The 16,476-nt window shown below is 57.2% G+C and carries 11 protein-coding genes and 1 pseudogene; 5 read left to right on the top strand and 7 right to left on the bottom strand.

What is annotated here, in order from left to right; all coding sequences use genetic code 11:
- Positions 1-112: 112 nt before the first annotated feature.
- The gene (locus tag GV764_RS09380) at positions 113-1,135 is read right to left on the bottom strand and encodes a LacI family DNA-binding transcriptional regulator (protein ID WP_236651859.1); all 1,023 of its coding nucleotides are present in this window, start codon (positions 1,133-1,135) and stop codon (positions 113-115) included.
- 287 nt (positions 1,136-1,422) lie between these two features.
- Between GV764_RS09380 and GV764_RS09375 the strand changes: the two genes are divergently transcribed.
- Both GV764_RS09375 and GV764_RS09370 read left to right on the top strand, forming a co-directional pair.
- Complete coding sequence (locus GV764_RS09375) at positions 1,423-2,619, top strand: L-talarate/galactarate dehydratase (protein WP_161659918.1); 1,197 nt, start codon at positions 1,423-1,425, stop codon at positions 2,617-2,619.
- A 105-nt stretch (positions 2,620-2,724) separates the two neighbouring features.
- Complete coding sequence (locus GV764_RS09370; RefSeq protein ID WP_161659917.1) at positions 2,725-4,038, top strand: MFS transporter; 1,314 nt, start codon at positions 2,725-2,727, stop codon at positions 4,036-4,038.
- A 105-nt stretch (positions 4,039-4,143) separates the two neighbouring features.
- On the opposite strand, the gene GV764_RS09365 is transcribed toward GV764_RS09370, so the two are convergent.
- Positions 4,144-5,340, bottom strand: coding sequence for an ROK family protein (locus GV764_RS09365; RefSeq protein ID WP_161659916.1), 1,197 nt, complete (start codon positions 5,338-5,340; stop codon positions 4,144-4,146).
- 116 nt (positions 5,341-5,456) lie between these two features.
- On the opposite strand from GV764_RS09365, the gene GV764_RS09360 reads away from it, so the two are divergent.
- The 3 genes and pseudogenes from GV764_RS09360 (at position 5,457) to GV764_RS09350 (ending at position 11,074) form a co-directional block, all read left to right on the top strand.
- Positions 5,457-8,729 (top strand): DUF5107 domain-containing protein, encoded by a 3,273-nt coding sequence (locus GV764_RS09360; RefSeq protein WP_161659915.1) that lies wholly within the window; start codon positions 5,457-5,459, stop codon positions 8,727-8,729.
- A 54-nt stretch (positions 8,730-8,783) separates the two neighbouring features.
- Positions 8,784-10,229 (top strand): annotated as a pseudogene (locus tag GV764_RS09355) (sugar porter family MFS transporter); the annotation flags it as partial.
- A gap of 11 nt (positions 10,230-10,240) precedes the next feature.
- Complete coding sequence (locus tag GV764_RS09350) at positions 10,241-11,074, top strand: aldose 1-epimerase (protein WP_236651858.1); 834 nt, start codon at positions 10,241-10,243, stop codon at positions 11,072-11,074.
- A 677-nt stretch (positions 11,075-11,751) separates the two neighbouring features.
- Here GV764_RS09350 and GV764_RS09345 read toward each other — a convergent pair.
- From GV764_RS09345 to GV764_RS09325, 5 genes are all read right to left on the bottom strand, one after another.
- Positions 11,752-12,090, bottom strand: coding sequence for a nitrous oxide-stimulated promoter family protein (locus GV764_RS09345; RefSeq protein WP_161659912.1), 339 nt, complete (start codon positions 12,088-12,090; stop codon positions 11,752-11,754).
- A 12-nt stretch (positions 12,091-12,102) separates the two neighbouring features.
- Positions 12,103-12,462 (bottom strand): TehB family protein, encoded by a 360-nt coding sequence (locus GV764_RS09340; protein ID WP_161659911.1) that lies wholly within the window; start codon positions 12,460-12,462, stop codon positions 12,103-12,105.
- A 218-nt stretch (positions 12,463-12,680) separates the two neighbouring features.
- Positions 12,681-13,109, bottom strand: a complete 429-nt coding sequence (gene fucU / locus GV764_RS09335; RefSeq protein WP_161659910.1) for an L-fucose mutarotase — start codon at positions 13,107-13,109, stop codon at positions 12,681-12,683.
- Entirely contained in the window at positions 13,103-14,545 is a 1,443-nt protein-coding gene (gene fucK, locus GV764_RS09330) for an L-fuculokinase (RefSeq protein WP_161659909.1), read from the bottom strand. Before fucK ends, fucU begins: the two co-directional genes overlap by 7 nt.
- 48 nt (positions 14,546-14,593) lie before the next feature.
- The gene (locus GV764_RS09325) at positions 14,594-16,363 is read right to left on the bottom strand and encodes an L-fucose isomerase (protein ID WP_201743126.1); all 1,770 of its coding nucleotides are present in this window, start codon (positions 16,361-16,363) and stop codon (positions 14,594-14,596) included.
- Positions 16,364-16,476: the final 113 nt, after the last annotated feature.

Raw genomic sequence — 16,476 nt, 5'->3', positions numbered from 1 at the left:
GGCGCGCCAGGGGAAATTCTGACAGGTAAGTTAGTGCAAACAGCAGTCAAATCGGCAGGCAAAAAAAACGCGCCCCTTCAGGCGCGTAGACATTTACTATCAGGAAGCACTATCAGGCCGATTCGCGCTCCATTAACGTAAACCCAATATCCACAATCCCCTCCTCCACCGGCACGCCTTCAATTTTATCGGCCAGCAGCGTGGCGGCGTCTTTGCCGATTTTCCAGCGGTCGATATTGACGGTGGTGATGGCCGGAATATTACAGGCGGCGAAATCAAGATCGCCGAAGCCCATTACCGCGAGATCCTGCGGGACGCGCAGCTGGTGGGTTTGCGCTTCGAAAATCGCCCCCTGCGCCAGGGTGTCAGAGCTACAGATGATGGCGTCGAACGTCTGGCCGGTTGCTAACAGTGCGTCAAGACCGCTGCGCCCCAGCGCCATGGTCGCGGGCAACGGCACCAGCGCATCCTGCCACTGGCACTCCCCCTGGCGGTTGAGCACATCCAGCACGCCCTTTTTACGCAGCATGGCGCGTTTATCATCGGTCCAGATAAAACCAAAGCGCCGGTGGCCTTTGTTAACCAGGTACTCGCCAATCGCATTGCCGATTTTCTCGTGGGAGAACCCCACCAGCATATCAATGGGCGTGGGGGTTAAATCCCAGATTTCCACCACCGGCAGCCCGGTGTTGATGATCGCCTTCTTCAGCTCGGTATTGTGATGGATTCCGGTTAACACGATGCCGTCAGGGCGGCGGGAAAGCAGCGTCGAGACAATATCGGTTTCGCTTTCATGGCTATACCCCGCCACGCACAGCAGCATGTGATAGCCCCGTACCGCCAGCTCATCGCTTAATGACTGTACGGTATCGACAAACATATTGTTGTTAATCTGCGGCACGACCACGGCAATCAGCTTGCTGCGCCGCGACGCCAGGCTACCGGCTAACAGATTGGGGATGTATCCGGTCACTTTTACCGCTTCCATCACTTTCGCCACGGTGGCCGGGCGGACGATATGGGGCGTATTCAACGCGCGGCTTACCGTCATGGGCGACAGCCCAGCGGCGCGGGCGACATCTTCGAGCGTCGGCGCGCGGGATACCGTCTTTCTGGCGTTTCGTTCACTTTTCAATTCGACAACCGTCCTCTCATGACGCGTGAAAGCGGCGGTCATTATCGGTGAATTATCCCGCTGTTTCCAGATATGCGAGACGCTCACTATGATTGCGCAATCATTATCAAACCAAAAGCCAATTTTTAGTGGTGAAAATTCTCGATTAACCTCACAAAAAGCGATCAATTAAGCCGCTATTTGCGATCAAAATCTCAGTTTACGCCACGAAAGATAGCGCTAACATCCCCCCGCGCTTACAAATGTTAGCGCAAACATTTTAAACCACCGGGTTGATGGAGACTCTTATGACCGATAGCGCTAACTCTCAGGCTGTGACCTACGCGAAAGTAACCAATGCCAGAACGGCTGCCGAAACCGGCGATCGCATTGCGTGGGTGAAAATTTCCCTCTCTTTTCTGCCGCTGGCCACGCCGGTCAGCGATGCCAAAGTCCTGACCGGTCGTCAAAAACCGTTGACGGAAGTGGCGATTATTTTTGCCGAAATCCGCACCCGCGACGGCTTCGAAGGGGTGGGTTTCAGCTATTCCAAACGCGCGGGCGGCCAGGGGATTTACGCGCACGCTAAGGAGATCGCCGATAACCTGCTGGGCGAAGATCCGAACGATATCGATAAGATCTACACCAAACTGCTGTGGGCGGGCGCGTCGGTGGGCCGTAGCGGCATGGCGGTGCAGGCGATCTCCCCGATCGATATCGCGCTGTGGGATTTGAAAGCGAAACGCGCCGGTCTGCCGCTGGCAAAACTGCTCGGCTCACACCGCGACTCCGTGCAGTGCTACAACACCTCCGGCGGCTTCCTGCATACGCCGCTGGATCAGGTGCTGAAGAACGTGGCGATCTCGCGCGAAAGCGGTATTGGCGGCATCAAGCTGAAAGTCGGCCAGCCGGATACCCAGGAAGATATTCGCCGCTTAACCGCCGTGCGCAAAGAGCTGGGCGACGCGTTCCCGCTGATGGTGGACGCGAACCAGCAGTGGGATCGTGAAACCGCTATCCGCATGGGCCGCAAGATGGAAGATTTCAATCTGATCTGGATTGAGGAGCCGCTGGACGCCTACGACGTGGAGGGCCACGCCGCGCTGACCGCTGCGCTGGACACCCCTGTCGCGACCGGTGAAATGCTGACCAGCTTCCGCGAACATGAGCAGCTGATCCTCGGCAACGCCAGCGATTTCGTCCAGCCGGACGCGCCGCGCGTCGGCGGCATTTCGCCGTTCCTGAAAATCATGGATCTGGCCGCCAAACATGGCCGCAAACTGGCGCCGCATTTCGCCATGGAAGTTCACCTGCATCTGGCGGCGGCCTATCCGATTGAGCCGTGGCTGGAGCATTTCGAGTGGCTGAACCCGATGTTCAACGAGCAGCTCGAACTGCGCGATGGCCGGATGCATGTTTCCGATCGTCACGGTCTGGGCTTTACCATCAGCGAACAGGCCCGTAAATGGACGGTGCTGGAATGCGAGTTCGGTAAACAGCCTTAATGCATTCGGGTGGATAATTAACAACGGCAGCAGATCGGGCATTATCCACCCTGAATAACCCTTACCTCTATGACTATTAATAATCCTACGCAGGAGTTATCTTCTATGGATAATTTCAAGGCCAAAACCAATGTTCGTTATACGATTTTACTTTTTTTATTTTTAGCCACCGTATTTAATTATGCCGACCGCGCCACCCTTTCTGTGGTTGCGCCGTTTATGAGTAAAGAATTAGGTTTCGATCCGGAAATGATGGGATTAGCATTTTCCTCATTTGGTATTTCTTACGTGATTATGCAAATCCCCGGCGGCTGGCTGCTCGATCGCTACGGCTCCCGGCTGGTGTACGGCGTGGCGCTGATTGGCTGGTCGCTGGTGACCATGCTCCAGGGCACGATTTACCTGTTCGCCATGCCGCTGATGGCGCTGGTCACCCTGCGTTTGCTGATGGGCGCGATTGAAGCCCCGGCCTTCCCGGCCAACAGCCGGTTAAGCGTTCAGTGGTTCCCGAATAAAGAACGCGGATTCGTCACCTCGGTTTATCAGGCCGCGCAGTATATTTCTTTAGGGATTGTGACGCCCTTAATGACCCTTATTTTGCATAATTTAAGCTGGCACTATGTGTTTTATTATATCGGCGGCATCGGCATTATTTTGGGGATATTCTGGCTGAGCTTTGTCCAGGATCCGTTTAAGCATAAAAAAATTAATCAGCAGGAACTCGATTATATTAAACAGGGCGGCGGCGAGCCGGAATTAGGCAAACAGGAGAAGAAACAAAAAATCTCGCTGGCGCAGTTAAAACAGGTGTGCGTAAACCGCATGATGATCGGCGTGTATATCGGCCAGTTCTGCGTCACCTCCATCACCTGGTTCTTCCTGACCTGGTTCCCGACCTATCTGTATCAGGCTAAAGGGATGTCGATCCTTAAAGTCGGTTTAATCGCCTCTATTCCCGCGATTGCCGGGTTTGCCGGCGGGTTAATCGGCGGGATGTTCTCGGATTACCTGCTGCGTAAGGGCCGCAGCCTGACTTACGCCCGCAAAGTGCCGATTATCTGCGGCATGCTGCTCTCCTGTGTGATTGTGAGCGCTAACTACACCGAGTCGGAAGTGATTGTGGTGGCGGCGATGAGCATCGCGTTCTTTGCCAAAGGCTTCGGCAATCTCGGCTGGTGCGTGCTGAGCGATACCTCGCCCAAAGAAGTGCTGGGGGTAGCGGGCGGCGTGTTCAATATGTGCGGCAACCTGGCGAGTATCATCACGCCGCTGGTGATTGGCTATATCCTGACCACCACCAGCTCGTTTGATTACGCCATTCTGTATGTCGGTTCGATGGGGCTGATTGGCCTGATTTCTTACGTATTTATTGTCGGTCCGCTGGATCGCATTAAATTGCAGCCACTGGCGGCTGCGTAATTGGTGTTTTAATTAGCACACGTGCTGGACGGCCCGCACTCAACTGCCGCCAGCACGTTTTTTCAAAACTGGCGGCAACAATAACGCCTGACAAAACCGTTTTATTTAAAAATTCTCCAGCGCCTTCTCCACGTACAAATAACCAATCCCCATAATCTGCTGCGCCCGGCTCAACTCTCCAAAGGCCACGCGCGTGGCGTTGACCCGCGTCGGGTCCGCCGGGTCGAACGGGTTGGTGCTGATTTGCCGGGTAATGGCCGCCAGCCAGCGTTCGCCAAACTCGCAGCAGCGCCCGTAAAACCAGATCTGATTGATATTCAGGATATTAAGAAAGTTATACAGGCTCAGGCCGATGGTGGTCGCGCCGTTTTCTACCCACTGCTCCACCATCGGATCATGCTGCCGCCACAGGGTCAGCAGATGCGCGGTGGTCAGCTTATCGATATCCTGATCGCCCATGCCCGGCTGGCTTTTAAACCAGATCCGCGCCTGCTTTTTCAGCGCCGTCAGAGAAGCCACCGTCTCCAGGCAGCCGTAGCGCCCACAGGTGCAGGCCATGCCGTCCGGGTCGACGATGGTGTGGCCAATCTGGCCGCTGCCGTACAGGCTGCCGCGATAAATCTGCCGGTTAATCACGAACGACGAGCCAATCCCGTAATCAACGTTGATCACGCAGAAATCCTGCTGACGATTAGGGTTCTGCCATTTTTCCGCCAGCGCCAGCATCACGCAGTCGTTATCCACCAGTACCGGCCATTTAAGCTTTTCTTCCAGCAGATATTTGATTTCCACTGGCGCTTTCCAGGGTGCCTGCGGCATGGTTTGCGATACGCCGGTCACCGGATCCACCTGGCCGTGGATGGCGATAGCGAGGCGAAAGGTGTGGCCGCTGTACGTTTTGGCATACTGATGGCAAATCCTCAGCATCGCCGCCAGTAGCGCTTCCGGGTGCGGCGCATCGACGTGGGTTTTGGCGTACTCCCCCAGCGGCGAAAGCTGCTGATCCGCCAGCTGGCTTTCGATGGTGGTCGGCGTCACGTTCAGGCACAGGGTTAGCGGCCCGGTTAACGGGATTTGATAGCTGCCGCTGCTCAATCCGCGTTTACTCAACGCCTGCTGCGAATGGGCCAGATGCCCCTCTTCCACCAGCTCATCAAGAATATTGCTCACGGCCGGGATCGACAGGTCGGTCTGGCGCGCCAGTTGCGATTTACTGACGACTTTTTCCTGCCAAATCAGCGTCATTAGCGCCTTTTTGTTGTACTGCCGCACCCGTTGATTATTCAGTCCAACGATCGTCACTTCACTTAACTCCGTTAACTGTATTACGTGACCACTGCGTGTTACCGCCACGAAATTGTTGTTCAGAATGACAGCATACCTTATTTCACTGTCATTTTTTTACTGGAGAGGCGCACATGTACGGCAACGTGAAGATCTGGCGAGAGAGCATTTCCTTACCGACATGGACCACGGGTCAGGAAGATCCCAACCCCATGTTTCTGGAAAAACGCGTTTATCAGGGCTCATCCGGCGCGGTTTATCCTTACGGCGTCATCGATACGCTGACCGGCGAACGCGAAGATAAAATCTATCAGGCGGTGTATCTGGAAAATGACTTTATCCGGGTGATGCTGCTGCCGGAGCTGGGCGGGCGCATCCACCGGGCGTGGGATAAAGTGATGCAGCGCGATTTCGTTTACTACAACGAGGTGGTCAAACCCGCGCTGGTCGGGCTGGTGGGCCCATGGATCTCCGGCGGGATCGAGTTCAACTGGCCGCAGCACCATCGCCCGACCACCTTTATGCCCGTGGACGTCACCATCAAGTCCAACGACGACGGCTCGCAAACCGTCTGGTTAGGGGAAGTGGAGCCGATGCGCGGCCTGCAGGTGATGACCGGTTTTACCCTCTATCCGCACAAAGCGCTGATTGAAATCACCGGCAAAGTGTTCAACCCCAACGCCACGCCGCGCCACTTCCTGTGGTGGGCAAACCCGGCAGTCAAAGGCGGCGACGATCATCAAAGCGTCTTCCCACCGGACGTCACCGCGGTGTTCGACCACGGCAAGCGCGACGTTTCCTCATTCCCGATTGCGCACGGCACCTATTACAAAGTGGACTACTCGGCGGGCGTGGATATCTCGCGCTACAAAAACATCCCGGTTCCCACTTCCTATATGGCGGATAAATCGGACTACGATTTTGTCGGCGCATGGCACCACGGGGAAAACGGCGGGCTGCTGCACGTGGCAGATCACCACGTCTCGCCGGGCAAAAAACAGTGGAGCTGGGGCTACGGCGATTTCGGCCAGGCCTGGGATCGCAATCTCACCGATGAAAACGGGCCATATATTGAACTGATGACCGGGGTGTTTACCGATAACCAGCCGGACTTCACCTGGATTGCCCCGTTCGAAGAAAAAGTGTTTGTGCAGAACTTCCTGCCTTACAGCCATCTCGGCACGTTGCAGAACGCCAGCACCGAGGCGGCAATCAAGCTGGAGCGCCATAACGGGCAGTTGCACCTTGGGGTGTATGCCATCGCGCCGCTTAGCGACGTGACGCTGGCGCTGTCACAGGACGGCGCTATCGTCTGGCAGCAGCCGCTGTCCTTAACCCCGGCCCAGGCGTGGCAGGATGTCATTGCGGACCGCTTCCCGGATCGTCTGACCCTGACCTTACGCGACGCCAGTGGTCAGCCGATATTGCACTACCTGGAGCATATCGCCGACGCAACGCCGCTGCCCGATCCCGCCTCCGCCCCGGCGCTGCCTGCCGACATCGCCAGTTCCGATGAACTCTATTTCATCGGCCAGCATCTGGAGCAATACCTGCACGCCAGCCGCTCCGCGTTCGACTACTACCAGCGGGCGCTGGAGCTGGATCCGCATGATTACCGCTGCAACGTGGCGCTGGCAACGCTGGAGTTTAACCGCGCCCGATGGACGCAGGCCCAGGCCCATGCCGAAGCGGCGTTAAAACGCGCGCACCGCCTGAACAAAAACCCGCAGTGCGGCCAGGCGAGCCAGTTGCTGGGCGCGGCGCTGGAAAAACAGGGCCAGCTCGATGCGGCATACGACCATTACTTTAAAGCCAGCTGGAGCGGCAACTGCCGGGACGCGGCGTTTTACGACCTGGCCCGCCTGGCACTGCGGCGGGGCGAGAGCGCCAAAGCGCTGGCATTCTGCCAGCAGAGCCTGCGCTTCAACGCCAGCAACAACCTGGCGATGGCACTGAATGCCCTGCTGATGGCCCAAAACGGCCAGCGCGATGCAGCGCTAACCTATATCGAGCAGCAGCTTGCCGACTCCCCCCTGAGCTACGCGCTGCACTATGCACGCTATGCCATTTCGCAAAGTGAGCAAGCGCTCACTCAACTGCGCGAAATCACTAACCAGCGCGGCGTTAACGCATCGGTGCTGGCAGGCTGGCTGGTCAGTCTTGGGATGAAAGCCGAGGCCCGCGAGTTGCTAGCGCTGCTGGATAACCAGGAGACCCTGCCGCTGCTGTGGCGCGCGGCGCTGGAAGACGACGCGCAACGCCAGCGCTGGCTGGCGCAGGCCAAAGCCAACTTTACGCGTAAAGTGCGCTTCCCGAACCTGGTGGATGAAGTGGAAATGCTGCGCCAGCTGCCGCAGGACGGCTTTGCCCAATATCTGCTGGGCTGTTTTTACTACAGCAAACGGCTGTACGCCGAGGCAGTAGCCTGCTGGGAATTTACCCGCCAGCAGCTGCCTGACTTCGCCGCCGTTCATCGCCTGCTGGGCATCTGGGCCTGGAATAAACAGCACGACGCCGCACAGGCGGAAGCGTCGCTGCGCAGAGCGGCGGAGCTGGAGCCGGAAAACCCGCGCCTGCTGTTCGAGCTGGATTATCTGCACAAACAGCTGGGCCGCCCCACCGCGCAGCGCCTGGCCCTGTTGGAAAAACACCAGCCCGTGGCATTGATGCGCGACGATCTCACCGCCGAGTTGCTCAGCCTGTGGCATATCCACGGCAAAAACGCCGAGGCCCACGCGGTGCTGGCGCAACGCACTTTCCACCCGTGGGAAGGGGGCGAAGGCAAAGTGACCGGCCAGTATCTGATCAACCAGCAGCGCCGGGCGTTAGAGGCGATTCAACATGGCGATTACCGCAGCGCGCAAAGCCTGCTGAAAGAGGCGCTGCACTACCCGCTTAATCTTGGCGAAGGCCGTCTGGCCGGGCAAACCGATAACGACATCTGGTATCTGCTGGGCTGGTGCGCTGAACAACAGCAGGAAACCCAGCACGCCGATGCGGCCTGGCGGCAGGCCATCCAGGGCGACGCGGGCCTTGATGCCGGACGCTACTACAACGATCAGCCGGTGGATTATCAGTTCTGGCAGGCCATGGCGCTGAAGCGTCTCGGCGAGTATGAGCAGGCCGAGACGCGTTTCCGCCAGTTTATCGCCTGGGGGCAACAGCATCAGAACGATCCGGTGGAGAGCGATTTCTTCGCGGTCTCCCTGCCGGATCTGGTGGTGCTGGACAGCGACCCGCAGCAGCAGCATCGCCAGCACTGCCTGTTTGTCGAGGCACTGGGCTATCTGGGGCTGGGCGAGCGCCATGCCTTTAGCGAGCGTATCGACACCCTGCTGGCACTTAACCCGGCCCATGACAAAGCGCATCTGCTGCTGGCCCTGAGCAACAGCCCGATCGCTGATTAACTAAACGGGGGGAGCGATCCCCCTTCCCATAACGACTTCTCTCAACGGGAGAGGAACATCATGCATAACACTCAACAACTCCGTATGGGCTACATATGGATGATTTGCCTGGTCGCCGCCTGCGGCGGCCTGTTATTCGGTTACGACTGGGTGGTGATTGGCGGGGCGAAACCCTTCTACGAGGCCTATTTCAATATTACTGACCCGGCGGTGTCCGGTTGGGCGATGAGCTCAGCGCTGGTGGGCTGTATTTTTGGCGCATTTATCTCCGGCTGGTGCGCCGACAAACTGGGCCGCAAAATCCCGCTGATTATCGCCGCCATCCTGTTTACGCTTTCCGCATGGGGCACGGCGGTCGCCACCAATTTCGATCTGTTCGTGGTGTTCCGCATCGTCGGCGGTATCGGCATCGGCCTGGCCGCTGCGGTGAGCCCAATGTATATCGCCGAAGTCAGCCCGGCGGAAAAGCGCGGCAAATTCGTGGCCATCAACCAGCTCACCATTGTGATCGGCGTGCTGGCGGCGCAGCTGATTAACCTGGCGATTGCCCAACCGGTCGCCTCCAACGCCACGCTGCTGGAAATCCAGCAAAGCTGGAACGGCCAGATGGGCTGGCGCTGGATGTTCGCCGCCTGCGGGGTGCCGTCGTTCCTGTTCCTGGTGATGATGTTCTTTGTGCCGGAATCCCCGCGCTGGCTGGCCCGCGCCGGGAAAACCGAACGCGCCCGCAAAACGTTGCTGAAAATCGGTTCGCAAAGCTATGCCGATACCACCCTGGCAGACATCAAACAGACCCTCAGCGCCGATGCCAATGCCCGGAAGGTAAGCTACTCCGCGCTGCTGGAGCCGAAAGTGAAGCCGATTATCATCATCGGCATGGTGCTGGCGGTGTTCCAGCAGTGGTGCGGGATAAACGTCATCTTTAACTACGCGCAGGAGATTTTTGCCTCCGCCGGTTTCGATATTAACAGCACCCTGAAATCGATTGTCGCCACCGGCTTAATCAACCTGGTGTTTACCATTATCGCCCTGCCGCTGGTGGATAAACTGGGCCGTCGCAAACTGATGCTGATTGGCGCGGCGGGCCTGACGGTGATTTATGCGCTGATCGCCGCCGCCTACGGGCTGGGCATTCTCGGCTGGCCGGTGCTGGTCCTGGTGCTTGCCGCCATCGCCATCTATGCGCTGACCCTCGCCCCGGTCACCTGGGTGCTGCTGTCGGAAATCTTCCCTAACCGGGTGCGCGGGCTGGCGATGTCGGTAGGTACGCTGGCGCTGTGGGTGGCCTGCTTTATTCTCACTTACACCTTCCCGCTGCTCAACGCCGGTCTGGGCGCGGCGGGCAGCTTTATGCTCTACGGCGTCATTTGCGCGGCAGGCTATATTTTTGTGCTGCGTAAAGTGCCGGAAACCAAAGGCGTGACGCTGGAAGCGCTGGAGAAACACATGGCGGGCGGCGATCCGCTGCATACGCCCGCGGCTCAGCGCGTGAACCCGTAATGGAGATCTTTATGCTGCAAAACCCGCATCTTCGGATGCGGGTGACTTCGCAAGGCGCGGCGCTGCTGGCGCTGGAAACTGCCGATAAACACCCGATCCTCCGTGCCTGGCAGGACAATGCGTCGTTCCATCCCGGCGATAGCGCGCTTTTCCCCATGCTGCCGCTGGCGAACCGGGTGGCGGAAAACCGCTTTCCGCTACGTCATACCCAGGTTGATTTGCCGGGCCAGGCTGGCGATCCAGAAGGTTTTTTACATGGTAACGGTTGGCTCAGGGAATGGGAGGTTTGCGATGCCGGTGAGCACGCAATAACTCTGCAACTGCGCGCCACAGAAGCATGTGGTTTCGACTACCGCGCACAAATCACGTATGCCCTCGAAGAGAACCGATTTAAAGCAAAGCTAGTAATTACTCACTATGGCGCAACACCAATGCTTTATGGGGCGGGTTTTCATCCTTACTTTGCCAAAACGCCGCAAACGCGGGTGCAATTTTCTGCTGGCGGATACTGGCCGGAAGGTCCACAACATTTACCGCTCGAATGGTCATCGGTCATACCCGCCGCGCTGGATTTTATGGTGCCGTCAATTCCCGGCGCGCAATGGATTAACAATGGTTATTCCGGCTGGAATGGTATCGCACGGCTTATCAGTAATGAAAGTCACTTTGTTCTCTGTAGCAATACGCCATGGTTAATGGTCTACCAGACACCGCAAAGCGAATTTATTTGCCTGGAACCCCAGACGCATCCGGTTAATGCCCATAATCAGCCCGGACAACCGGGGCTAAGGCTGTTAATGACCGGGGAAAATTTAACGTTAACCCTGCAAATTGGCGCGTTGTAACCTGCATGACATATTCCAGACCCTTTTAGCAAAACCAAAAGGGTCCGGATGATTTCCTAAAACTTATTTTATCGCCCTCACATCCTCACGGTTAAGTAGTGTGAGGCGCTTAGCAAAATAAAAACAATTTTACTAAAAAAAATTTTTATCCGTGAAAACATTTAATTTGTACAACAAATTAAAGCTGTTGATAAATAACAACATTGATAGCAAATAATCGTATATAAAATCCTTTCTTTTATCTGTAAAAGCTTTTTTTGTTAAAACCCGGATATATATCTTTGTTTATCTGAAGGGTATTAAAAAAAGCTTTGAGGCGTCCATTGATCCATGGGATATATCTAATATTATATTAGTAGAACCACTACTTAATCTCGTTCAGGGTCTATCGATGAAACGACTTCACTGCGTAGAAATGTATACACGCAAAGGGAATTCAGATTTTATCGCAAAGCATTGCTTTTTCTCGCCACGGCGAACGATCATGACGCCTGGTCGTTAACGGTAACGCGGGCGACTGAAGCGTTACCGGGAAGCGCGCGCCAGCAATGCCGGGCGCGGAACCTGGCCCATCATGCCCATCAGCCAGATCGCTTACGCGACTCCTGCTATTCCAGTGGATTCATCCCCCTTCCAACATCGGGATGACGGCTTTATGCCCCCTGGTGAGTAGAACGCTATTTTTTGCGGTACTTCTCAGGGATTTCCGGCACCGGGGCGCGATCGTCGATGAAATGATGAAGAGTCAAAATGGGGTGCCGCCATAACATCTTCGGCCCCGCCCAGCGCATAATCTGCTTCATCTCTTCCCGTTTGGCGGGTTGGTAACAGTGGATCGGGCACTGGCGGCAGGCGGGTTTGTTTTCACCAAACACGCATTTATCAAGGCGCTTCATGGCGTAGTCATACAGCGCCTGATAATGGGCGGGCTCCGCCAGCGCCTGCGGGCTTTTGCGCTGGTACAGCGCAATCATTTTCTGGATAGTCAGCTTTTCACGATCGAGGCGCGCGCCCATGCTGTTCTCCTGTCAGTGGCTGATTTTCGTCTGCACCACCTGGCCAAACCCTTTGCCATCCAGTTCTGCATCCGGGGCGGCGAAAAAGTCGATGTTGAAACAGGTGTCCGGCGTCAGCAGTTCAATGCGATGCCAGTACTGCGGCGGGCTAACGCCAAACTGCCCTTCATGAATGATAACTTCAATTTCCGGCGTCTGATCGTGCTCGTTTTTAAAACCGATATATTTTACCGCGCCGCGCATCACGGAAAGGCGACCGTAGACGCCTTTTTTGGTGTTGTGATGGGTTAACAGCGCCTGGGGAACCGTAGAACGCTCAAAGAAAGCGGTAGAACGGGTGTGTTTATATTCTGCAGGAATGCGATGTGCCATGAGTCTGACCTCAAAAGTGACGTTATTTCACTTTGCTCTGCATCTTCCATGCCAGGAATAAAAACCATAAAAATCAATTAACTGAAAAAATCAAATGAGAAGAATTGTCATTTTAACAGTGTCATTCAGACTATATACAGTCTGAATGACAATCACGCGGGTAAACAGTGATGCGCCAGCTTAACCTGGCGCAGATGACAGGTCATTAATGTTGATGATTATGTGAGCGGAGTGACGCCTTTCTTGAGCAAAATATTGCCGTACTTCGCGCACTCCCGCGTCACCACGATGGCATAGGCCTGGCGGGCCCGGTCGTAAAACGCGTAGCGATCGATACGCTCGATTTCCGGCCCCGGCTGGCCGTTGAACAGCGCCGCGCGATAGCGGGCTTCCACAGCGGGATCGCATTCATCGCCGTCTACCGGCGCCATCATCACCAGCGGAGGCGCGTAGCTGTCGAGCTCAAACAGCGGGATCACGGCGGCCAGCAGCTCGCTCACCGTCGAGCCGTCGGCGCGCAGCGTCTGCGGCCCGAGACTGTGCGCCGGGAAGTGGGCATCGGCAAAAATAATCTCATCGCCATGGCCCATCTCCGCCAGCACTTTCAGCAGATCCGGAGAGATTAACGGCGAAATGGTTTTCAACATGATGAGCTCCTTAGGGTTTTCCACAGATCGCGCTGTTCGCCAGGCCAGAGAGTGCGATAACGCCAGTCGAGGCTGGCGCGCGCCGCATCCGCATTGGCGAACTCGCCGCAGCCCGCCCAGGCGTACAGCGCCGCGCCCACCACCGTGGTTTCTGCTTCACTGAGTATTTTAATGGGCAGATCGAGAATATCGGCTTTCATTTGGTTCCACAGCATATTGCGGCTGCCGCCGCCTACCAGCAGCAACTCCCGCGCGCGAAAGCCGCCGAGGGTTTCCAGTACCTGTAGGTTGTTTTTCAGTTGCCAGGTGAGATTTTCCAGCGCCGCCCGGTAAAAATGGCCGCGGGTAGTGTTTAACGTCACGCCGCGCCAGCCGGAGTCGCTCCCCTCCAGCAAATTACCCTGCATGGTGACGCCCTGCGCGCCCGGCGGTAACGCTGCCGCTTCCGCCATCATCTGCTGATACACCGCCGCGCCCTCGCCTTGCGGCCACCAGCTTTTACGCACCCATTCCAGCACGCCCGACGCCAGCCACTGCAGGCCGGGGTTAAACCACGCCGGGTGGCTATCCAGCTCGCAAGTGGAACCCGGATGCTGCGGCAGCAAAGCGGTATTAATTTGCGCGCTGCGCACCATCAGGATTTCCCATGTGCCGGATGACAGCACCGGCTCGTCCAGCCCCGCGCCGGAGCCAAACAGCGCGAACTGGGTGTCGTGCCCGGCGGCAATCACCGGAATGCCGGGGCGAATGCCGAGAAAATCCGCCATCTGCGGGCGCAGTTCGCCCACGATGTCGCCTGGCGCAACCTGGCGCGGGAACAACCGCGCCGGGATGCCCGCCCGCTGTAATATCACGTCGCTAAACACGCCGGTATGCAGATCCATCAGCTGACTGGTGCCCGCCATAGTGCGATCGGTCGTGAATTCGCCGGTCAGGCGTTGGTTAATCAGCGAAGAGATAAACAGCCAGGCATGAGCATTTTCCAGCGCCTGCGGCTGGTTGTGCTTCAGCCAGAGCAGCTTATACAGCGTATTAAAGCTGAACTGCCCGATGCCGGAAATTTGCTGAAGGGTTTGCGGGTCAATTATTCGCGCAATGTCATTCATCACCGGCACGGTACGCGGACATTTCCAGCTGATGACGGGATACAGCAGCTCGCCTTGCGCATCGGTGAGCGCGCCGTCCACGCCAAAGGTAGTGACGGTCATCGCGCGCAGATTCAGCCCGGCCAGTTGCGGGGCGATGTGCTGGCAGCATTGCTGAAACCGCTGAAGAATATGATCGAGGGACCAGTTATGCCAGGCGGGATCCCCGGCGGCGGGCTCGCTGGCGTTGGCGACCACGCCCTTTGCCAGAATTTGCCCCCGATTATCTACCGCAATCGCCCGCACGTTGGTGGCGCCACAGTCGAGCACCAGAACTGCGTCTTGCATCATCAACTCTCCTGAAAAAACGGGGCGACCCGCTGGCCGCCCCGTATTCGGTTAGCGTTTGTACAGAGGCCCGTAGTTCTGACAGGCGCGATAATCCTGGCCTTCGCTGTCCATGCCGTGGGCGGCCCAGGCGGTGGGACGATAAATCGCCTCGTCCTCGACATTATGCATGCACACCGGAATACGCAGCATTGATGCCAGGGTAATCAGATCCGCGCCCACATGCCCGACGGTCAATACTCCATGGTTTGCGCCCCAGTTCGCCATCACCGAGTACACGTCGCGGAACGGGCCGTTGCCGGTCACGCGCGGCGCAAACCAGGTGGTCGGCCAGGAGGAGTCGGTACGCTTATCGAGGGTATCGTGAACGGCTTTCGGCAGCTCAACGCTCCAGCCTTCGGCGATTTGCAATACCGGCCCAATGCCTTTCACCAGATTGATGCGGCTCAGGGTGAACGGCACGCCGCCCTGGGTCAGGAAGCGTGATGAAAAACCGCCTCCGCGGAAATATTCGTGCACCGCCGTACACCATTCCGTGGCCGCCAGACAGGCATCGGCCTCCTGCTGGCTGATTTGCCAGTGCGGTTTCATGGTCGGCTTACCGTTTTCATCCTGCTGACGGCAGGTGCCGTCCAGCGCCGCCGACCCCGAGTTGATGAGGTGGATGATGCCCTGCTGCGCATGGCCGGTGAGTTTATGCCCGGTGACGCGCTCCACCGCCCCGGCGGACCAATAGGTGCGCACATCGGCAAACACCTGGGCGGTGCCGGTAAGCAGATGGCCAAACAGCATCGAGACGCCGTTCAGACTGTCGTTTTCCGTCGCCACCACATAGGGCTGACGCACGCCGTTCCAGTCGAAAGAGCTGTTCAACAGCGCTTCGGCGGTGTCGCCATTGGGATATTGATCGGTCCAGTGGCGCTGCCCCTGAAAACCGGCGGCGATGGCGTTGTAGCCCAGAGACTCTTCCACACGCCCGATTTCCGCCAGTTTTGGGTTGCCCTGCATCATGTCGCGAATGCAAATCGCCATCAGCAGGCTTTCGCGCAGGATCGCCCGGTTGGCCTGCTCGTCGCGACGGTATTGCTGCGCGTTTTTATCTTCACCAAAGCGGAAATGCTGGTCGGCCCAGCTCACCGCCAGCTCCAGCTCCTGCTCGTCGTAAATTTTGTGATCGATGCGGCGACGCAGTTCGGTCATATCGACGGCCTGCACCTTCATGCCGAGATAAGATTCAAAGAAGTTGTGATCGACAATCGAGCCGGCGATGCCCATCGACACGCCGCCCAGCGACAGATAGCTTTTGCCCTTCATGCTGGCCACCGCCAGCCCGGCGCGGGCGAAGCGCAGCAGTTTTTCCTGCACGTCCTGCGGAATGGCGGTGTCGCCCGCGTCCTGCACGTCGTGACCGTATATCGAAAACGCCGGTAGCCCTTTCTGGTTGTGGGCCGCTAACGCCGCCGCCAGGTAAACCGCGCCAGGGCGTTCAGTGCCGTTGAATCCCCAAATCGCTTTCGGGCGCATCGGATCCATATCGATGGTTTCGCTGCCGTAGCACCAGCACGGCGTAACCGTAATGGTCAGGCCGACGTTATGGGTGCTGAACTTTTGATCGCAGGCGGCGGATTCCGCCATGCCGGCAATACAGGTATCGGCAATCACGCACTCCACGGTCGCGCCGCACGGGTGGCGTAATTGCTCCGCCAGCAGCTGCGCAGTGGCTTTCGCCATGTCCATGGTTTGCTGTTCTAAGGATTCGCGCACGCCCATTCTGCGACCATCGATGACCGGGCGAATGCCGATTTTCGGTAGGGTAGTCATTGTTATTCCTCATATTTTTGAGATTGTTTTCAGGTCGATACCACACCGCTGCGACAGGAATGCCGCATCTAACGGCCCGAAGGGGGAAATTTGCTAACTCGAATTAGCATAGT

The sequence above is a fragment of the Atlantibacter hermannii genome (assembly GCF_009907385.1).
Lineage (GTDB): Bacteria > Pseudomonadota > Gammaproteobacteria > Enterobacterales > Enterobacteriaceae > Atlantibacter > Atlantibacter hermannii_A.
The sequence above is the reverse complement of the archived record's forward strand: the minus strand, read 5'-3'. Positions and strand labels throughout refer to the sequence as shown.